The 20,209-nt window shown below is 39.7% G+C and carries 22 protein-coding genes; 15 read left to right on the forward strand and 7 right to left on the reverse strand.

Going from position 1 to position 20,209, the window contains the following annotated elements:
* The first annotated feature begins 5 nt into the window (after positions 1 to 5).
* Complete coding sequence (locus MW695_RS01115) at positions 6 to 293, forward strand: DUF5327 family protein (RefSeq protein ID WP_247101946.1); 288 nt, start codon at positions 6 to 8, stop codon at positions 291 to 293.
* On the opposite strand, the gene MW695_RS01120 is transcribed toward MW695_RS01115, so the two are convergent.
* On the reverse strand, positions 290 to 910 hold the full coding sequence (locus tag MW695_RS01120) for a GNAT family N-acetyltransferase (protein ID WP_247101948.1): 621 nt from the start codon (positions 908 to 910) through the stop codon (positions 290 to 292). The genes MW695_RS01115 and MW695_RS01120 overlap by 4 nt on opposite strands.
* Positions 911 to 1,072: 162 nt before the next feature.
* Here MW695_RS01120 and MW695_RS01125 point away from each other — a divergent pair, with 162 nt between their 5' ends.
* The 6 genes from MW695_RS01125 (at position 1,073) to MW695_RS01150 (ending at position 6,605) form a co-directional block, all read left to right on the forward strand.
* The gene (locus MW695_RS01125; protein ID WP_247101950.1) at positions 1,073 to 1,750 is read left to right on the forward strand and encodes a response regulator transcription factor; all 678 of its coding nucleotides are present in this window, start codon (positions 1,073 to 1,075) and stop codon (positions 1,748 to 1,750) included.
* An 8-nt stretch (positions 1,751 to 1,758) separates the two neighbouring features.
* Positions 1,759 to 2,796: a sensor histidine kinase gene (locus tag MW695_RS01130; protein WP_247101952.1), complete on the forward strand. Its 1,038-nt coding sequence runs from the start codon at positions 1,759 to 1,761 to the stop codon at positions 2,794 to 2,796.
* A gap of 234 nt (positions 2,797 to 3,030) precedes the next feature.
* Positions 3,031 to 3,810 (forward strand): ABC transporter ATP-binding protein, encoded by a 780-nt coding sequence (locus MW695_RS01135; RefSeq protein WP_274169690.1) that lies wholly within the window; start codon positions 3,031 to 3,033, stop codon positions 3,808 to 3,810.
* Positions 3,807 to 5,717, forward strand: coding sequence for an FtsX-like permease family protein (locus MW695_RS01140; RefSeq protein WP_247101953.1), 1,911 nt, complete (start codon positions 3,807 to 3,809; stop codon positions 5,715 to 5,717). Before MW695_RS01135 ends, MW695_RS01140 begins: the two co-directional genes overlap by 4 nt.
* 21 nt (positions 5,718 to 5,738) lie before the next feature.
* On the forward strand, positions 5,739 to 6,059 hold the full coding sequence (locus tag MW695_RS01145; protein ID WP_247101956.1) for a YxeA family protein: 321 nt from the start codon (positions 5,739 to 5,741) through the stop codon (positions 6,057 to 6,059).
* Between the two features lie 174 nt (positions 6,060 to 6,233).
* Positions 6,234 to 6,605, forward strand: a complete 372-nt coding sequence (locus MW695_RS01150; protein ID WP_247101959.1) for a DUF423 domain-containing protein — start codon at positions 6,234 to 6,236, stop codon at positions 6,603 to 6,605.
* 83 nt (positions 6,606 to 6,688) lie between these two features.
* On the opposite strand, the gene gerQ is transcribed toward MW695_RS01150, so the two are convergent.
* The 3 genes from gerQ to hemQ all read right to left on the reverse strand — a co-directional run bounded on the left by gerQ (position 6,689) and on the right by hemQ (position 8,822).
* Positions 6,689 to 7,174, reverse strand: a complete 486-nt coding sequence (gene gerQ, locus MW695_RS01155; protein ID WP_247101963.1) for a spore coat protein GerQ — start codon at positions 7,172 to 7,174, stop codon at positions 6,689 to 6,691.
* Between the two features lie 42 nt (positions 7,175 to 7,216).
* Positions 7,217 to 7,648 (reverse strand): cell wall hydrolase, encoded by a 432-nt coding sequence (locus MW695_RS01160; RefSeq protein ID WP_247101966.1) that lies wholly within the window; start codon positions 7,646 to 7,648, stop codon positions 7,217 to 7,219.
* Positions 7,649 to 8,075: 427 nt separating this feature from the next.
* The gene (gene hemQ / locus MW695_RS01165; RefSeq protein ID WP_247101969.1) at positions 8,076 to 8,822 is read right to left on the reverse strand and encodes a hydrogen peroxide-dependent heme synthase; all 747 of its coding nucleotides are present in this window, start codon (positions 8,820 to 8,822) and stop codon (positions 8,076 to 8,078) included.
* Positions 8,823 to 9,330: 508 nt separating this feature from the next.
* On the opposite strand from hemQ, the gene pta reads away from it, so the two are divergent.
* Both pta and MW695_RS01175 read left to right on the forward strand, forming a co-directional pair.
* Complete coding sequence (gene pta, locus MW695_RS01170; RefSeq protein ID WP_247101971.1) at positions 9,331 to 10,326, forward strand: phosphate acetyltransferase; 996 nt, start codon at positions 9,331 to 9,333, stop codon at positions 10,324 to 10,326.
* A gap of 117 nt (positions 10,327 to 10,443) precedes the next feature.
* Positions 10,444 to 11,367, forward strand: coding sequence for a hypothetical protein (locus tag MW695_RS01175; RefSeq protein WP_247101974.1), 924 nt, complete (start codon positions 10,444 to 10,446; stop codon positions 11,365 to 11,367).
* Positions 11,368 to 11,572: 205 nt separating this feature from the next.
* Here the strand turns inward: MW695_RS01175 and MW695_RS01180 are convergent, their stop codons facing one another.
* Entirely contained in the window at positions 11,573 to 12,400 is an 828-nt protein-coding gene (locus tag MW695_RS01180) for a lipoate--protein ligase family protein (protein ID WP_247101977.1), read from the reverse strand.
* A gap of 143 nt (positions 12,401 to 12,543) precedes the next feature.
* Here MW695_RS01180 and MW695_RS01185 point away from each other — a divergent pair, with 143 nt between their 5' ends.
* Complete coding sequence (locus tag MW695_RS01185) at positions 12,544 to 12,786, forward strand: YuzB family protein (RefSeq protein WP_035344632.1); 243 nt, start codon at positions 12,544 to 12,546, stop codon at positions 12,784 to 12,786.
* Positions 12,787 to 12,875: 89 nt separating this feature from the next.
* Here the strand turns inward: MW695_RS01185 and MW695_RS01190 are convergent, their stop codons facing one another.
* Entirely contained in the window at positions 12,876 to 13,277 is a 402-nt protein-coding gene (locus tag MW695_RS01190; RefSeq protein WP_247101980.1) for a MerR family transcriptional regulator, read from the reverse strand.
* Between the two features lie 417 nt (positions 13,278 to 13,694).
* Between MW695_RS01190 and MW695_RS01195 the strand changes: the two genes are divergently transcribed.
* From MW695_RS01195 to MW695_RS01205, 3 genes are read left to right on the forward strand one after another with little or no spacing between them, the layout of a single operon-like run.
* Positions 13,695 to 14,987 carry an HD domain-containing protein gene (locus MW695_RS01195; RefSeq protein WP_247101983.1) on the forward strand — a complete coding sequence of 431 codons (1,293 nt, stop codon included), beginning with the start codon at positions 13,695 to 13,697 and terminating at the stop codon, positions 14,985 to 14,987.
* 22 nt (positions 14,988 to 15,009) lie between these two features.
* Complete coding sequence (locus MW695_RS01200) at positions 15,010 to 15,510, forward strand: YwgA family protein (protein WP_035344634.1); 501 nt, start codon at positions 15,010 to 15,012, stop codon at positions 15,508 to 15,510.
* 26 nt (positions 15,511 to 15,536) lie between these two features.
* Positions 15,537 to 16,064: a YwhD family protein gene (locus MW695_RS01205; protein WP_247101986.1), complete on the forward strand. Its 528-nt coding sequence runs from the start codon at positions 15,537 to 15,539 to the stop codon at positions 16,062 to 16,064.
* Positions 16,065 to 16,453: 389 nt separating this feature from the next.
* On the opposite strand, the gene MW695_RS01210 is transcribed toward MW695_RS01205, so the two are convergent.
* Positions 16,454 to 18,511: a transglycosylase domain-containing protein gene (locus MW695_RS01210; protein WP_247101989.1), complete on the reverse strand. Its 2,058-nt coding sequence runs from the start codon at positions 18,509 to 18,511 to the stop codon at positions 16,454 to 16,456.
* 222 nt (positions 18,512 to 18,733) lie between these two features.
* Here MW695_RS01210 and speE point away from each other — a divergent pair, with 222 nt between their 5' ends.
* Complete coding sequence (speE, locus tag MW695_RS01215; protein WP_247101992.1) at positions 18,734 to 19,567, forward strand: spermidine synthase; 834 nt, start codon at positions 18,734 to 18,736, stop codon at positions 19,565 to 19,567.
* A 207-nt stretch (positions 19,568 to 19,774) separates the two neighbouring features.
* Complete coding sequence (locus MW695_RS01220) at positions 19,775 to 20,209, forward strand: YwiB family protein (RefSeq protein WP_247101995.1); 435 nt, start codon at positions 19,775 to 19,777, stop codon at positions 20,207 to 20,209.

Raw genomic sequence — 20,209 nt, forward strand, 5'->3', positions numbered from 1 at the left:
TTTCTATGAATGTATCAGCTAAGAAGATTGTAGAGCAATTAGAGCAGGAATTAGCACTTTTGAAACGGGCAACGGAACATGGACAAGCAGATATTGTAAAGGAGAAAGCGATAGTCATTGAATCTTATTGTCGGCTGTTAAAGGGGACGAGTACTGATTCTGCGCGGCCTATGCAACCTTTGTCTCCTATCCAATCGCAGCCGTCTATCGCACAAACGCATGTTGCGTCTCATGATTCATCAATGGAATCTTCTTCTCCTACGCCTCCTAAATCCAATTTACTTGATTTTTAGAGCTGGTCATTTTTCCATTCAACCAGTACAGCGTAATGCCGTGATTCCTCGTCATCAATGTAGTTTGGTAGAGCTTTAAGTGGAGTCAGACCTTGTTTTATCATAAAGGTAAGCACTAAATCCTTGACTTCCCCTGCTTGAACGGCTTGGATATAGGTTTGTACGTCGAGTTCGTCTGCATACTGGTGGTAATTTGGAATACGGCATCCAGCTAAAAATCGTTTATACCCATTTTGACGCACAAGCGCTTTTCTTGCTTCGTACAATGCTGTAGCTATCCCTTTACTGCGATAACTAGGGCGTACGCATAAATCAATACCATAGAGGCTATCACCGTTAGGGTCAAAGCTATTTGTCATGTATCCTTGATCGGCGACTTCTTCCCAGGTGTGAGGTTTTCCTGTGTAATGAATTAATGTTGATGTAGCGGATCCAACAATGACACCATCGAGCTCAGCTATAATAGCTCCTTCTGCAAAAGTGTTCATATGTGCGGTGATTTGGTCCTTTGACCACCATAGTTCTTCAGGGAATGGTGGAGGAAAGGCCTCCTTCTGAATTGTAAGTAAAGCCTCGAAATCATCTAATGTATACATACGAGTCTTAATGATAGACATTTGCTCGCTCCTTATCTGATAGTAGTTACTATAATTATAACGGGAGAAAGCCATCTGAGTCTATTGGGGGAACGGGATGTAGCTCTCTGTTTTTTGTAGAAGAGTGTTTATGCTGTCTATTCATTAAAGTGTAATATGTTGTTTAAAAGGGGGTTCATAGTGATGAATATTCTAATTGTTGAAGATGATCAGTATCTTTTGGAAGAATTAAAAGAAGTATTAAGTCAGTGGTCTTTGCATGTTTCTAGTCCTGTTGATTTTGAACAGGTCATGAATACATTTATAAAGGAAAACCCTCAATTGGTCATATTAGATATACAACTTCCTAAATACGATGGTTTTCATTGGTGCAGGGAAATTCGTGCGGTTTCAAAAGTACCGATTATTTTTCTTTCCTCAAGAGATCATCCGATGGATATGGTTATGGCTATGAACATGGGAGCAGATGATTATATCCAAAAGCCATTTAACATGGACGTTTTATTAGCCAAGCTTCAAGCTATTCTTCGTAGAGTATATGCTTATGAAGAAGGAGTAAATGATGTGGTTGAATGGAATGAAGCTTTAATTGACTTAAAGCGAGGTGTAATGAGGAAAGATGGAGAGGAAGTAGATTTAACGAAAAATGAATTTTTTATCCTTACGACACTTGTGAAAGCTAACCATCAAATTATTTCTAGACATGAATTAATGAGAATGCTATGGGAGGATGATCAATTTATCAATGATAATACTCTCACAGCCAACATGGCCCGCTTAAGGCAAAAATTGTCTGTTCTAGGCATTTCTGAAGCCATTGTTACAAAAAAAGGGCTAGGTTATATGGCTATCACGTTATAGGAGGAAATATGCTTTTTCGATATCTTGTTTATAAAAAAAGCTGGATTCTTTTCTTTGTTATTCTAGGAGGGGTGACTAATCTACTTATTACATTCGATCAAGGGTTCACGATAAGTGTATCCTCTATCGTATATCTAAATCTTATCGCTGTTGTTTCCTTTTGCCTTTTTTTCATTTGGCGATTCAAAAGGGAGACAGATTATTTTAGAAAATTAAGGAAACTAATGGATGAAATCGATACAGATTGGATTGAGTCCTTACCTGAGCCTATTTATAGGTTTCCAGATCAAATGGTATACGAGCTTTTATGTGAAGTAGATCGTTTTTACAGAAGGGAATTTACTGATTTGAGACAAAGCTATTTATTAGAAAATGATTATTTAGCTTCTTGGATTCATGAAGTTAAAGCTCCTCTTACAGTGATGAAAATGACCATTGATGGACATAGAAGCAATGAATTAGCTCAGAAGATTGAAACGAATTGGTTACGGATGCATTTACTTATTGATAGGCAATTGTATATTTCTAGGCTTCCTACGTTGGAATCAGATTATGTAGTGGAATTTGTCTTGATTGAGTCACTTTTAAAGGAAGAAGTGCGTGATTTAGCTTCTTGGTGTATGGAAAAGAACATTGGTGTGGAAGTAAAAGCAGAGGAAGAGCAGCGAGTTTTGACTGATAGTAAGTGGTGTCGTTTCATTATAAGGCAGCTGTTAACCAATGCGATAAAATATAGTCAAAACGGAGGAGACATCGCTATTACAATAGGCGAAAGCGATAATGGAAGGGTTTTCGTAACGATTAAAGATGAAGGCCGTGGTATACAGGTACATGATCTTCCGCGGATTTTTGACAAGGGATTTACCGGAGAAAATGGCAGACTGCAAAATGCTGCAACCGGTCTAGGTTTATACCTAGCTCAAACCGTAGCGAACAAGTTGAACATAACACTTAAGGTGTCTTCCATATACGGTAAAGGAACGGCAGTGGATATCCTTTTCTTAAAAGAGAATGAAATGGAATCGATTAGACGAAATAGACTATAAGTAAAAAAACAGTAGGAGTAGTAGACTGAATCTCATAAAATGAGGTCAGACTACGCCTTCTACTGTTTTTTTGTATACGGTTGTTTAATCTAAGTAGAATAGCGGATTCTCAGAAACTGTGTTTGAATGTGACAAAAATATCACTTTACTCTAGTGGAATGTCACCTAAAACGTGCGATTTATGAAACGTAAGAAGTCTATAATAGTCAACATAAAGATGAAAAGGGGGATTACATGAATCAATCAATGATGCCAAAGACGGTTCTAAATGCACAGGATGTGTATAAGTCGTACGGGTCTAAAGGGAGCACTCAACAAGTGCTGAAAGGAGTAAATCTTCGTGTTACAAAAGGGGAATTTGTTGGGATTATGGGTCCGTCTGGATCTGGAAAGACAACGTTACTAAATGTGTTAGCGACCATCGATCGCGCGACAGATGGCGTTATTTTAATCAATGATGACGATATTTCTAAGCTGAAGGATAAACAGATTGCGAATATTCGACGCAAACACCTTGGATTTATTTTTCAGGATTATAACTTACTCGATACGTTGACAGTAAAGGAAAATATCCTATTACCTATTTCGTTAAGTCATATAAGTGCGAGTGAGGCACAAAGAGAATTTAATGACATCGCGAATATATTAGGAATAACAAATGTAGCGAATAAGTATCCCACGGAGATTTCGGGAGGGCAGAAGCAACGCGCATCTGTAGCACGTGCATTAATTCATAAACCTTCGATCGTCTTTGCTGACGAACCTACTGGTGCATTGGATTCCAAAACGGCCGCAGCGATGCTAGAGAATTTGAATGAGATTAATGAAAAGCGTGTTGTTTCCATTGTTATGGTGACACATGACCCAGTCGCATCTAGTTATTGTAGTCGAGTTGTTTTCTTAAAGGACGGCAAAGTATTTTCTGAGCTATATCGAGGAAATAAGACAAGAGTAGGGTTTTTTAAAGAAATTATGGATGTGCAAGCTGTGCTTGGAGGAGGAAGTCCAGAATGACAACGAATAGATTAGTTATTCGTAGTATTAGAAAAAACCTAAAGATGTATTATCTTTATTTTTTCTCGATGATCTTCAGTGTTAGCCTCTACTATATCTTTGCGAATCTACAGCATGATTCGTCTATTGTAACATTGATGAGTGGTAGTGTTCAGTTCTCTAGTGCATTTCATGTTGCTGGTATTTTATTAATGGTCATTACAGGTGTATTCACCATTTATGCAAATGGTATTTTTTTAAGACGCCGTAGTAAAGAATTAGGTATTTATCAGCTCAGTGGACTCTCGAAATTTTGGATAGGGCGGCTTCTGATCGTTGAGAATATTCTACTAGGAGTAGGTGGGTTAATAGTAGGTGTCGTTGTAGGTATCCTCTTATCTCGGTTTTTCCTCATTATACTTATGCGTATTTTAGAGATAGATAAAGTTTTCGAGCTTTCTTTCTCAATCCTTGCAGTTGGGCAAACACTGCTAATCTTTACTGTTTTAATTGCAATCACTGTCATTCAAATAGTGATCAAGGTTTCTAAAAGTACACTAAAAGAATTATTATATGCAGAAAACCAAAAAGATGAATCTAAGACGATCCATCCTATTATTTCAGGTTTATTAGCTTTTGTAGGATTGGCACTTGTAGCTTTTGGATATGACCTATCGACAAAGATAATTGATAACTTGGATGCTTTGTTTGCTTATATGCTCATGGTTCTAGCTACAACAATACTTGGGACGTATTTAATATTTCGAATGACTATAGGTTGGGCTCTCTACCTCTATAGAAGAAGTAAGAAAGGGAATCTTGGGTTATTCAACAGTTTATCTATTGCTCCTTTCATGCACAGAATTAAAGGGGATGCCAATTCACTAACGATTATAACAGTGTTGTCAGCAATGACCATTACAATGGTTTCATTGTCATACTCTTTGTATTATTCGGCAGAAAAGGATACCCGCTTATCGATGCCATTTGATATAGCTTTTGAAAATATGCAAAGTGAAGCAGAATCCTTCCTCACCGACCTTGATAAGGAAGGAATTGACTTTTATAATCACCAAGTGGAAGGTATGAGGTTTGTTGGTGAATTCACTCCGCATAATAGTCAGTTGGAAGTGGTACAACGAACAATAATGGTATTTCCGGCAGAACCCTTGCAGGAAGCCGGTCTAGAGATTGACATTCCAGCCTATGGTGAAGCCTTTCATTATGATTCTAGAGCGATCATTGAAGAAAATGAGTATAGCTATCCGATACAGGTGGAGTTTGAGAATAAGACCTTGTCAGTCACTGATCTTGAAATAAAGAATATCATGAATTTCAATTTGTTAGGTATGCAACTTGTTGTGTCTCAAGCTACGTTTGATGATTTTAAGCAAGAGGTGCAGGGGAGGGATAACATTGAAATTCTTCAAATTGATACATTTCAATTTGAAGATAAGGATCAGCTAGAGGAAGCTTCTCTCCTATATATGCCGTATGTTGAAGAAGGTGTTTATATGCCCGATTACCATTCGGTTTATATTGAAGCATTTCAATTTTTCGGAGTCCTCATTTTTATTACCGCTTTTCTAGGGTTTGTCTTTTTAATATCTACGGGCAGCATTTTGTACTTTAAACAGATGACTGAAGCTGAACAGGAAAGAAGATATTATAAAACTTTGCGACAACTTGGATTTAATGTGAATGACATATTGAAAGGTATTGTCTTGAAACAGTTGTTTGTGTTTATTATTCCTCTTTTAATTGGAATTTCCCATGCAGTCTTTGCGATTAGAGTAGCATCAATCTTAGTAATCTCAAGTATTTTAGTACCTACTTTGGTAGGAATAGTCCTGTATGCAATGGTTTATTTGCTGTTCGCCTTATTCACGGTTAGCTATTATCGACAAATTGTGAAGAAAGTAATTTAAAGTTAGATTGGGGGAAGCATAATGAAGAGATTTTTCATCGTTCTTATCCTAGCGAGTATTGTGCTATTAGGAATGTATGCATTTATGCGTGAGGATCTAGATCGTTTTAACCCATTTATGTCAAAAGAGTATGTGTATGTTGAAATAAATGAAGAGCCAAAAGAGGATAATGGCAGGTATAAATATCGTTTAACAGGTACGAATGAGGAAGGTCAGAGCATACGTGTCACTTTTACAACCAGTAGCATTCTAGAAGAAGGTACTTATCTAAAAGTATTGGCTAAAGGAGCGTACACGCAAAGCTGGGAGTTAGTTGACGAGAGTGAAATGATCACGAATTAGGATGGAAGAGGCTAGATGATTTGTGTGGCACATACCAAATTAAATTGGAAATGTGCCATACTTTTTTTAGTAAACAAAAAAATCTGATAAAATGGAAACTATAACAAATACATTGTCAGAAGGTATCTTTTGACACTTTGATCTTGGAACAAAGAAGAAGGAGTGTATAGAAATATGGCGAAATTATTTTTGTTCTTAGGTAGTATAATCATGGCGTTATCCGTTGTCATTGGAGCGTTCGGTGCCCATGGGTTAGAAGGGAAGCTCTCAGAGAGAATGATGAAGAATTACCAAACAGGTGTGCAGTACCATATGATTCATGGTATTGGATTGCTTGTAGTGGGGCTATTAGCGTTGAAAATGACGAGTGGTGTACTAACAGGAGCAGGATGGAGCTTTGTTGTGGGAATTGTCCTGTTTTCAGGCAGTTTATATGTCATGGCTCTAACGGGGATAACAAAGCTAGGTGCGATTACACCTATTGGTGGATTGGCATTTATCGTAGGCTGGGTCTTATTGGGGATTGCGGTGCTTCGATACATGTAATAGATATGCGTGAAGAGTGATATGAAAATATTAAGTCTTTTCATATCACTCTTCGCATAAAGGCTCTTTTTCAGTGGCCTTCCTTATTCTGGGCGTGGAGAGTACTGTGCTAAGACCGGTCCATTGGCAAAAGGATAATCATATTCAATTGGCTCATCAAACTCCACGTAATCAAGATTAACCATTAACAGGATATAATAATTACTTCCATCGACTTCACTAACAATAATATGATCCCGACCTGCTTCTTCCACAATTCCTCTAAAAATTCTAGCGTTCCATTCCTCATTATTCTCATAGGTCATGTAAAAGCTAGCTACCTTCCCGCGGTTGAGGCGAAGAATGTTCTCGATGTAGGATTGTTCAAGTGGAAGCATGCCAGTACCGGGCTGTGGCTGCGGATACCCTGGAACCGCTCCTCCTAATGGTTGGAATTGCTGCGCTTGAGCGAATCCAGGTGTTTGATATTGTTGAGATGAGAAATAAGGCACTCCCCCTTGTTGCCCTTGCTGAGTCTGAGCTTGCATAGGCTGCTGCTGTCCTTGCTGTTGATACCATTGTTGGCTCATGTATACCTCTCCTTTGTTAAGTAATCATTGTCGTGAATTGTTTTAATAAGTACGATACACATCTGGACATTCAGAAGCGAGTGGTGAATAAAAGCAGTGAGCTTTGTAGCGACCTGAATTCCACTGTCCCCACCACTGTTCAGGACAAGTGCCATCAGGTCTAAAAAACCATAATGAATTTTCAGCAGGTCGAAAGCGCTCGCCGTTGACAACTCGCTGAGCTAACCGTTTATCTCGCTCCCGTGCACTTTGGTAAAAGTAACTCTTTTGAACAGCTTCAAACCCCCCTGGTGATTGAAAGGTCATTGTTTGAACCGAGTTAATATCACCAAAATCAAGACAACGTGTTCGGACGCGATTGACCATAACGTTTCCTGCAGTAAGCATCCCCATCTCTCCGTCGCCTTCTGCTTCCGCTCTCATTAAACGAGCAAGTGTATCAATATCATTTGAATTTGTTTTGATGACTGCCATCTACTCACCCCTCATTCAAAAGTTGTCAATCTACGTTGGATCTGACGCAGGCTGTGCAGTTACTTCACTATATGACTGACTTCTTTTCTTTATGCAAAGAAAACTTACATCCTCGTGCTGAGCCGATACAAAGGGGTTGAGCGTTTATGAAAATGCGTCTCTTTCGTAAATGCGTGTAACGAGTTTTTGGATTCTTAAAGGCTCATTTGCGTTTCACTCGATTTTCTGTCCGAGGGAAATCGAAGGTAGAAAACGAGATGGGGTTTGCGTTAATGGCAATGAACTTAAAGTTCATTGCCAACATATAGGGTAATAGAAGAATTTACACGCAAAATAGAAAAAGGTGAGTTTGAGTACACTCAAATTCACCTTTTCACTATTTGAAGCTAGTTATGTCCTAGCCTCTGGATTCAAGATAGAGAACATTTTAGTTCATAAACGTATGTAAACTCTCGAGATCTAATCGATTCCCAACATAAAAAGCGCCGAATTCCCCATAGCGAGCTGATACTTCGTCAAAACGCATTTCGTAAACAAGCTTCTTAAATTGAAGAACGTCGTCAGCGAATAACGTCACGCCCCATTCCCAATCATCAAAGCCGACAGAACCTGTAATGACTTGCTTCACTTTGCCAGCATAGCTTCGGCCAATTAAGCCATGGCTCCTCATAAGGGAACGTCGTTCTTCCATCGGGAGCATATACCAATTGTCATTTGCTTCACGGCGCTTGTCCATTGGATAAAAGCAAACATGATTGGCCTTTGGTAAAATTGGGTATAGTCTACTACGGACATGAGGGTTTTGATAAGGATCACCATCGCTATCCCCGGCCATATAATTGCTTAATTCAACAACTGAGACATACGAATAGCTCGGAATCGTGAACTCAGCTAGCTTTGATTTATTAAAGACGGTTTCGATTTCGTTTAATTCTTCCATCGTAGGACGTAAAATCATCATCATCAAGTCAGCCTTTTGTCCGACTATTGAATAGAGGGCATGACTTCCTTTTTCTTGTTCTTCTGTTTCTTGCCAAGAAGCAATCATAGAATGAAATTCGTCTAAAATTTCATTACGTTCTTCTTGAGTAAGAGTTTTCCAAGCTGGCCAATTCATTGTCCGAAAATCATGTAAGCAATACCATCCATCTAATGTTACTGCGGCTTCACTCATGATATACACACTCCTCATCTTCTGTAAATTATTTAAAGAGGTTGTCCAAAAAAGCGCTGATTTTGAAGGCACTGACAAAGTTTTGTTTTTAACTTTTTTGGTGCCCTGGTTTCCCCTTTTTGAATGACCTCGAAGCAATGAGTAGTCGCTACATTTATTGAAAGTCTTGTGATGAGTGGTTTTCTGACCACAAGACGCATAGCAACCGGAGCCATTGCCGTGTTTTATGGTACTTTTTGAACATGCTCTTTTAATATATCACACTTTTTAACAAGGAAAAAATGAAGCGAGTCTCTGACACATAAGCGTCAAATCTTTGGTCATCCTAGAAAAAGGGTAAAGTGGCGAAAGGAGAAGGATTAGCGACTGTGAAAACGGAAACAGATAGATTTTTTCAAAAATTTGAACTTTGATGAACTTGACAAATATGGTTCCTTTTTAGAATGAAGAGGAGTATCCTTATAGTAGGGAAATAAGTAGAGGGAACGGATAAAGAGGAGGAAATGTAGTGAGCGGTCTATTTGCAGCTATAAAAAATCAAGTGGAGAAACATCAGCCGACGATCGTTTTGCCTGAGGGGACAGATGAACGCATTTTGGAAGCGGCGATTAAACTTAAATCTGATCAAGTCGTTAGACCGATTTTAATTGGTAGTGAAGAGGAGATTAAAGAGAAGGCGAAGCAGCTACAATTGGATGTAGTGAATGTAACCATTATGGATCCGTCAAGCTATGATGGAATGGATGATATGATTCAAGCCTTTGTAGAACGAAGAAAAGGAAAAGAAACTGAAGAAACAGCACGTGAAAAGCTTGTTGATGTCAACTACTTTGGTACGATGCTTGTCCATATGGGGATAGCAGACGGTTTAGTAAGTGGTGCTGCTCATTCTACGGGAGATACAGTACGTCCTGCTTTACAAATTATTAAAACACAGCCAGGTATAAAGAGAACATCAGGTGTGTTTGTTATGGTGAAAGAGGACAAGAAGTTTGTATTTGGTGATTGTGCGATTAATATCGCTCCAAATAGTGAGGAGTTAGCTGAAATTGCCATTGCAACGGCTGAAACGGCTAAAGTGTTTGACATAGATCCAAAAGTAGCGATGCTAAGCTTTTCGACGAAAGGTTCGGCTTCGTCGATTGAAACGCAAAAAGTATCTGAAGCAACAAAACTAGCGCAAGCAGCTCGTCCTGATCTTGTTATAGATGGGGAGTTCCAATTCGATGCAGCGTTTGTACCTGCTGTCGCGCAAAAGAAAGCTCCTGATTCGCCATTACAAGGTCAAGCGAATGTGTTTATTTTTCCGAGCTTAGAATCAGGAAACTTAGGCTATAAGATTGCTCAACGTTTAGGTGGTTATGATGCAATTGGACCGATCCTACAAGGGTTGAATAAGCCAGTGAACGATCTTTCTCGTGGTTGTAATGCCGCAGATGTTTATAAGCTTTCTCTGATTACGGCGATGCAGGCTCTTAATCAGAAATCGGCGGTAACGAAATAAGAGAAAAGAGCTAAAAGGTGTTCTCATCTTTTAGCTCTTTTTAGGTATGATCGTATAAAGTGAAGAAATAGAAAAGCCGTTGCACGCTTTTCTCATTTTCCATTCTTTTTCCACGGTATGAAAAAGCAAATCTTTATTCACACTAAGAGCAATATACTTGAAAAGGAAAGAATATTCATGATGATTAAGACGCAAACACGCCCTTTTTTTATCGTTTGTATTTGTCATACAATTTTATTTCTTATTACGTTTGTACGTTTTAAAAAGCAAACGATAGCGTTGCTTTTGGGCTCGATTGGATTTACGTATTTATTTGAGTATGTTGTTTTAAACCTATTGCGAATGTATCGATATAAGCCTGGGGTGTTTCGGAATGCTTGGGTTGACAGTATATTCGGTGCTTTTCTTTCTCAAGCGTTCTTTGTACCTGTTAAGGCCGCATTCATTACATTGTTTCGACTTGGGTGGAAAACTAAGGTTGGGCTAGCGCTCATGTTTGGTGGAATTGAAGCGATCTTTTTAAGGAAGGGAATTTTTGTGAATCGGACGTGGAATACGTCTTTTACTGTGGTTGGTATTATTTTTTATTTTTGGTTTATCGATCAGTGGTGGTTAGGCTTTCGCTCCTCGAAGAGAAAGCTGTTTACGGTGATTTCACTCTATTTTAGTCATGTGATTTATTATACGAATGCGTTATTTTTTTTATTTGCCTTTACGAACGTGTTTCGTTTTCAATTCCCGTATCTTACGCCAAGAAGTAAGGACTGGAATCATTTTATTCTTGCTCCTGTATATGCGTTAGTTGTTAGCTTTTTCCCGACAATTAGCACGCTCTTATCAAAAGGTAGGTTTAAAGCGATTGCGCTCGGTTGTGCTCTTCTCTTTGATCAATTGCTGATTCGCTTTAAGCTGCTAAATGTAAGGAATACCAATATCATTTACTTTTTCATGCTCCATATTGTCATGCTTTTTGTTGGAGATTACACGTATTCCTTTTTTCTTGGAGTTCAAAAAGAAGTGGTGAGAGAGGATGTTGTGTAGGCGATATAACAGGATGAAATCGGGTTGCAGAATAACAAAACACGGTCAAAATAGCGTTTTTCAAGTAACGCAGCCCGGATTACAGTGGCATCAGCTTCACTCGTTCCACGTTCTTTATGAAAAAACGCCACTTTCATAAAAAGCCTAAAACCGTTGTAACGGCTCCGCGCAACGCTTCTAAGAAAAGACTGCTGCGCAGTTTTTCTTAGAACACCTTTTCATTTCGCTTCCTTAACCGAACTTGTTGCTCTAAAAACCAAGCATGCTCCTCTTGAGAAAAGGCTGTCGTTGAGAGTGAAATGTTCTCTTGAAGCATCGCTTCGAGCAGGAGATGCAATCCTTTCGTGACATCAATCTCTTCATTAAGTAAAGAGGACAAGGACGCCATTGTTGTAGGTATGATGTCTGGATATGTATATTTAGTTGGTGATTGCTTCACAGCGTGTTCATAAAACGAACGAATGAGGCGAGCGCGATCCCCGCCACTACCTGTTAAACATAAATAAATTTGAACAGCTACCCCGCCTCGTATGCGTCTTTGTGATATACCAGCAAATTTCTTGCCATTTATACTAAGGTCATAGCTACCAGGGCAATAAGAACCGGCAATTTCCCGTGCTTCAATGTTAACCTTATAAGGTGAGAGAGCTTTCTGTATAAAACGGTACATCATATCATATCCCAAATCGATCGAAATCGATTGGTTTTCCTTCATAATAAGAGAGACATTTAGTATGCCGGGATCAAGAACAACAGCCAAGCCACCTGAATTTCGGACGATGACCTCGTAACCTGCTGAATGTAAGTGTTGAATGCCATCATGAATATGAGGGAGGCGGCTATCTTGAATGCCGAGAACGATCGTTTGATTGTGAACCCAAGGTCGAATGGTTGGCATAGAATGACCTCGCCCGACGAAGGCACATAAGGTGTCGTCATAGGCAAAAGAATCAAGTGGTGGGAAATGTAGACCTAATGTTGAATGGTCTAGCAATCTCCATTGCTTAGAGATGGATGATAAGGTTTCGCTCATGTGTAGACTCCTGTTCATTAAGATAAGCTCGTTATATTATAGCATGTCTGCCCTTTTTTCGTGCAAAAAAGGAGGAGGTATGTTAAAATAATCGCTAGGTTTTATAAAAAGTAAGCTGAACTATAGATGAAAGGAACCGAGATATGGCCAATGAATTTCGAATTTGTGACGAGTGTCAGGCAACGAACATTAAGACGCTTATGCCACGTTTAAAGAAGCTCGATCCTACCGCGACTATCGATATTCGTTGTCAATCGTATTGCGGTCCAGGACGAAAGAAATCATTCGCATTTGTCAATAATCGTCCTGTAGCAGCCCCTGATGAGGATCAGCTGTTAGACAAAGTAGAAAAGAAGATAAAATCAAAAGTTGTCTCTTCTTCGTAAGAGCTTATTGCTAAGAGTGTCGCTTTACCGTCGTGTAAAAGTGGACACTCTTTTTTAAAATGAGTAAGAAAATGTGGTGTCTTTCGTAGTTAATGATGATGAATAGAGGCAGGACAACGCATCGAACGAGTTAGTTCTCTGTCTTCTTTCTTCTTAATTTGCTCTTCTAACCGTTGTTTTACGATTGATAATGCATGCATGTTCTTGTTAATTTCAGCTAATTTTTCTTCATATACGTCAAATACTTCATCACATTCCTCAATTTCATATTGTGGGTAGGAATCCATACAATTCAAAAATTCCTCGATTTGATCAGTCGTTAGTCCTAAGCCCAAATAGATTTTGATAGTTTTAATTCGTTCAATGGAAGATTCATCAAACTCCCGATAGCCGTTATCAAGACGAGTAGAAGTAATGAGATTTTTCTTTTCATAGTGACGGATCGATCGGATGCTAGCACCTGTCTTTTTAGATAATTCACTTATTTTCAATTAAAATACCTCCTTATTGGTAGCTTATATCGCATAATCAGATAGTAGATCCTTGCGAAGTTTTATAACGTGCTATTACTCATATATGTAACTATGTCACTAGCTATTACCTTCTACTGCAAGCCTCTCTTTTTCCGTTTTTTTCATGAGCGTGTATGAAATGATTATATCATTTGGTGTTTTTAAATGTCTTCGTTAGTGATTGAAAAAGACTATCTCAAATGCGTCATTTTAAGACTTTTTGAGATAGTCTCGCTACATTAGTTACCATTGACTATTCGTCAACATTAGTGTCACAGTCAACTAAAAGAAGGGCTAGAAATTAGATATTGAATGTGTGTAAGAAAGCATTGGGAAAAGACATGTATGAATATTTCTTATATAATAGTAGTAACGTCGAATATGAGAGGATGAACTATGAGTAAATATGGTGTTTTAGCAGAGGAGAAGGTGTTTAAGGATCCTGTTCATCGGTATATCCATGTCCGAGATGAATTAATCTGGGAGCTCATTGGAACGAGGGAGTTTCAGCGGTTGCGACGAATTCGACAGCTTGGGACAACCTATGTGACCTTCCATGGTGCCGAGCATACTCGCTTTAACCATTCGTTAGGGGTATACGAGATTACAAGGAGAATGGTAGAGGAATTTACCGGACGCCCTGATTGGAACGATGAGGAACGATTGCTCGTATTAACAGCTGCGCTTCTGCATGATATTGGTCATGGCCCTTTCTCTCATTCATTTGAAAAGGTGTTCGACACTGACCATGAAGAGTGGACGCGATCGATCATTTTAGGTGATACGGAGATTAATCATGTTCTTTCTCAAGTTCATCCGCAATTTCCGAAAGATGTTGCTGATGTCATTGAGAAGACGTATTCGAATAAGCTTGTGACAAGTATGATCTCAAGTCAAATTGATGCAGACCGAATGGATTACTTACAGCGCGATGCTTATTATACAGGTGTGAGCTATGGTCATTTTGACATGGAGCGAATATTGCGGGTCATGAGACCGAAAGAGGATCAAGTTGTCATTAAGAATAGCGGTATGCATGCTGTTGAGGATTATATTATGAGTCGATATCAAATGTATTGGCAGGTGTACTTTCACCCGGTCACGCGAAGTGCAGAAGTGATTTTAAGCAAAATATTAATGCGGGCGAAGGATCTTTATGAGCAAGAATACTCCTTTAAACAGGAGCCGAAACATTTTTATTCGATTTTTAAAGGAAAAGCGAGCTTGGACGATTATTTGCGGTTAGATGAGGCGATTGTCTTGTATTATTTCCAAGTTTGGCAGGAAGAAGAGGATCGCATTTTGCGCGATCTTTGTGTAAGATTTCTAAATAGACGTCTTTTTAAATATATTGAATTTAATCCAAACAACCGAATGGATGATTGGCTCGTGCTACATGATTTGTTTAAGCAGGCTGATTTACAGCCAGATTATTATTTAGTATTGGATTCCTCGTCTGATTTGCCTTATGATTTTTACAGACCGGGTGAGGAAGAAGAGCGAGTGCCGATTCATTTGTTAATGCCAAATGGAAAGCTACGAGAGCTTTCGCGACAATCAGACGTTGTTGAGGCGATTTCAGGTAAGAAGAGAACGGATCATAAGCTGTATGTGCCACTTGATCGGTTAGAGGACGAAGAAGAGTATGGTGAGATTAAGCGCCAAATACGAAAGGTTCTAGATATATAATGAAAAGGGAAGAGGGATAACGATGCTGAAGGATCACGCCAATGTGATGGGGCTGTTTTTGCAGGCGGGAGAAATCATCGGCAGAAAAAAACTGCAGAAAATGATTTACATTGCGAAGAAGCTGAATGCGCCTTTTTCAGAGAAATATACGTTTCATATGTTTGGACCGTATTCGGAAGAGTTAAGCTTAAGGATGGAGGAACTGTGTAACTTAGGGTTTGTCGTTGAACGTAAAGAGGATAAAGGGCATTACGTTCAATATCGTTATACACTTTCTACTGAAGGGGAGAGATTCTTAGGCATGTATCCGAATCAGTCTCTCTCGAAGGAATTGGTTGAAGCGTTAAATGACAAGAGCTCACGTTTTTTAGAGCTTGTTTCCACGTTACTGTACTTTGAAGATTTGGATATGGCTGAGCAGAAGGAAAAGGTTCATACTTTAAAGGCTAAGCAAAACTATAGTGATGAGGAATTAGATGAAGCATATACCTATATACATATGTTGCGGGGGCTGTTGTCATAATAGTATTTGGAAAGGATGATGGTTAGATGGATTTATTAAACAATGACAACCTTAAGAAGAAGACAACGGGCTTTAATATTTTAAGTGGGGATTCTACAGATGGGCATGGTGGATACGGTGCAGGGGTGATGAATTTAGATAATGTGTCACCTATTTTTGTTTGTCCAGAGGACGATGAGGCATTTGTTGATATGGGAGCTCTTCATGCTCGTTCAGCCGTCGAGAAACGTATTAAATTTTTGAAAAATAAGGAAGAGGTACCAAACGGCAAACTGTATTGGCTCGTTTGGGTATCGATTGAATATAAGGATAAGAAGCCGTATTATGCAGGTGTAGCAGGCTGTGAAATGCTCGTTGACCGCGAAATTCGACGTGGGTATAAGAGTATGCCAGAGCATGTGAATAAGATGGATAAATCACTAAAAGGGAAAGTAGCTGTCGATGATATGGATACAAAATCAAGGAAAATCCTTGCCCGTTTCCTGAAAGATCATAATGAGGCGATGTGGGAGCATTCTTCAGAGGAACTACACGCAGCTTTATTAGATGATTAGCGTTTATAAACGGCTTGGAAGCCTAATCAAGCTAGATTGACTATCAGAACGTCGTATAAATGTAAAGGGTAAATTACGCTTAAATTTGAACGATTTTTGAACAGTGGTTGCGACTATTGAGCTTTTTCGTCATAGCGAGTAAACTAAAAGGAAGTATAAACGCACATTTATACTAGGACAAAAAAAGCTGATCTCCAAAATGGAGGTCAGCTTTTTTGACTTTTTTAAAAGATAAGAATGTATAAAATAAAGTATAGAGGGTGTTGGCAAACGCAAAAGAGAGCGACGGCTTCGCACGTTACACGTTGTTCTGAAAGTTCAGAATAACTGAAAACCGTGCTGTAACGGCTCCGCACGACCCATTTAATAAAAAACGCTGCGCATTTTTCTTAGCTTCCGAACCAGCGGAAGAAGCGATCAATGATATTCTCTTTATCATGGTCTTGCTCTTCGTTTAACATGGCATCTTCTGTCGGGGACGGGCATGGAGTAGTTGGCTCTGTCCCTTCAAGAAAGTAAGTTGTACGGTGGGTTGGACAGTCTTCAGTCGCTAATAGGCCAGTGAAAGGATCCATTTCAACCCCAATAACTCCATCAGGGACGTCAAATGGAATTATATTTTGGCCTTCCAAGGCGTGCTCTGTGAATTGTGCCCAAATCCTCTTGGCAACTTGAGCTTCAGAGGAGTCGATCAGGTGATCGCGGTCATAGCCTACCCATACACTTGTCGATAATTGTGGTGTGAAACCGACCATCCAGCTATCAGTCGGGGTTGATCCTGATTTGCCAGCAACTTCACGAGAGAGGAAATGTGAAATAGAGCCTCCTGTGACGGAAGTGTAGCCATTTAAATAAGGGTCAAACATCCCCTTCATCAAATCAGTTGTAATATAGGCTAAACGAGGGTCAAGAGCAGGCTCTAGCTCTGGCTCAGACTCATATAGAATCTCACCCTCAGAATCGACGACTTTACGAACGAGACGAGGCGTGACGCGTTGACCGCCGTTAGCGAAGGCGCTATATGCTGTAGCTAGCTCTAATGGGTTTACTTCTGCTGCTCCAAGAGCGAGTGAAGCTCGTTCTGATAATGGACTTGTCATTCCTGTTCGATCAGCAATATCAACAAGCTTATCCATCCCAAGTAAAAGGTGAGTTTTAATGGCATAAATATTATCGGAGTAGGCCATCGCTTGTAGCAAAGTGATAAAGTCATTGGCGTAATTGTCATTAAAATTACTCGGTTTCCATACTTCACGTCCTTCATCTAATGTAAAGGTCGTTTCTTCACTTAATAGAGTTGAAGAGGGTGTATAGCCATTCTCAAGTGCAGCATAATACAAAAATGGCTTAAAAGTCGATCCACCGTGTCTCTCTAAATCAGTCGCACGATTAAAGGGACTGTCATCGTAATTCTTTCCGCCGACGAGAGCTTTTACATCTCCTTGCACTGGATCAAGGGCGACAAGAGCGACTTGTAATTCATTATTCGGCATTTCTGATTGAACGAACCGTTCCGCCTCTCGTTGCATATTTGGATCAAGCGTCGTATAAATCCGTAGGCCACCGATTTCAAATAAGGTCGGCTCTAGTCCGATCTCTTGAATCAGCTCACGTTCCACAGCATCTTGAAAATAAGGACCAACGGTTGTCGTGGCTTCAAGCTCGTCATGATCAAATACAAGCTCCTCAGCATATGCTTCATCTGCTTCGACCTGTGTGAGCACCCCTGTTGCTACCATTGATTGTAAGACGACACTTTGCCTTTTCTTCGCCCTCTCTAAGTCAAATAGAGGAGAATAGTAGCTAGGTCCTTTTGGAATACCGGCAAGCATGCTTGCTTCAGCGAGGGAAAGCTCTTGTGCTGATTTACCAAAATAATGATAGGCCGCTGCCTCGATGCCATATGCCCCGTGACCGTAATAAACGGTATTTAAATAGCCTTCAAGAATTTGATCCTTGTCATAATTCATTTCAAGGCGAAGGGAGTACATTAATTCATTCCATTTTCGTTTCCACGTTTTATCATGACTTAAATAGAGGTTGCGAGCATATTGCTGTGTAATCGTACTGGCACCTTGTACCATAGATCGTGAGCGGATGTTCGCCAGCATCGCTCCGCCAATTCGAAAGGGGTCGAACCCAAAATGATCGTAAAATTTCCGATCCTCGACAGCGATAGTTGCATCAATGACATCGTGGTCTATTGCCGATAGTTCAAGCCAGTGTCGGTTTTCCCCTTGATGGCGTTCCCCAATAATGGATTGATCCGCTCCGAAATAAACCGTCGTTTGTGCAACTGTTAATGGTGGAGGGCCTTGCATTTTCGTATAAGAAAGTAAGCCAACCGCAGCAGCAGTAAGCAAAACGAATAATAGCAGTATGAGTCTAAACAATAACCTTATAAGACGCATTCTTCGCCGTTTGCGTCGATTCAAGATGACTTCCATGTTGCCACCCCCATATAAGAGAAAGTACCTTTATCTTTATCATTGGTAAAAACATGAAAGCTTAAACGTCTGAATTCAAAGAGAAAGTGTCGAAGAACATTGCTGATTTTCAAGCATTGCTATATACTTTCTTTTGAAGAAACGACTTATTACGTTTTAGTAATCAAAAATGATGAGCAGCACGACAGAACAGAAATGAATCGTTAATATGAGGTGAAAGTAATGGAATTATGGTATACAGAAAAGCAAACAGAGCGTTTCGGCATTACAGCAAAGGTGAAGCAGACGCTTCATACGGAAAAGACGGAGTTTCAACAATTAGATATGATTGAAACGGAAGAGTTTGGAAATATGCTTGTTCTAGATGGAATGGTGATGACAACGGAGAAGGATGAATTTGTTTACCACGAAATGGTTGCTCATGTACCGTTATTTACGCACCCAAACCCGAAACGTGTATTAGTCGTTGGAGGAGGAGATGGTGGTGTAATCCGTGAAGTGTTAAAGCATCCTTCTGTGGAAAAGGCGACCCTTGTTGAAATCGATGGGAAAGTAGTCGAGTACTCGAAGAAATATTTACCGACTATTGCTGGTGCACTTGAAGATCCACGTGTCGAAGTGCAAATTGATGACGGCTTTATGCATATTGCCAAAGCAGAAAATGAATATGATGTGATCATGGTAGATTCGACCGAGCCGGTAGGACCAGCTGTTAAATTGTTTGAAAAAGGCTTTTATGAAGGGGTTTCAAGAGCGTTAAAGGAAGACGGAATCTTTGTCGCACAAACCGACAACCCTTGGTTTCAAGGGGAATTAATTTCGCACGTATATCGTGATGTGCAGGAAATCTTTCCGATTACGAATTTATACACAGCGAACATTCCAACCTATCCTAGTGGTCTTTGGACATTTACAATTGGATCGAAAAAATATGACCCGTTACAGGTTAAGGACAGTCGCTTTCATCAAATCGAGACAAACTATTATACGAAGGATTTACATAGCGCAGCGTTTGCTTTACCACGATTTGTAGCAAGATTAATCGGAAGAGACTAATTTGAAAGAAGATGAGCAACCAACAGTGGCTGCTCATTTTTTTCAAAGAGGATGAAAAGTCTTCTAAAGGACTTAGACGAGACCGCTGAAAATGTACAAATCAACTTTTTCAGTACCTTTAATTTGACTGGAAAAGATATGAAGCGCTTCTTGCAACTGAGCCTGAAACTCGCTAAACTATGAAAGATAGAGAGGTGTGCGAGCCACATGAAAAAGGCGCTAAAACGATTTGTGAAAATGCATTTTCAGACGAAAGTAGAGCAGGATGACCATACGGATACGAATGATTTCACAACTAGAGGAGAGCTCTTTCATAAAGGCAGTCAAGATTATTTGCGCTTTGAAGAGGCACCCCCAGGTCTTGAGAAGGTTCAGACGACGATGAAATGGGATGGACATGAATTAATGTTAATTAGACAGGGGGCTGTCTTAATGAGACAAGCTTTCGTTGCAGGTGAAAGAACGTTTGGACGTTATGTGACACAAGAGGCATCTTGGGAAACAGAAGCGATCACTGAAAAAGTATTAGTACAATGGCCGCGAGGAAAGACACGTGGGCGGATTGAAATCTGTTATCGGTTCTTATTGCAAGGACAAGAGACAGGACGTCATAATGTTCGCTTAACGCTTGAGGAGGAATAA

Source organism: Halalkalibacter sp. APA_J-10(15) (assembly GCF_023017105.1).
Classification (GTDB): domain Bacteria; phylum Bacillota; class Bacilli; order Bacillales; family Bacillaceae_D; genus Halalkalibacter.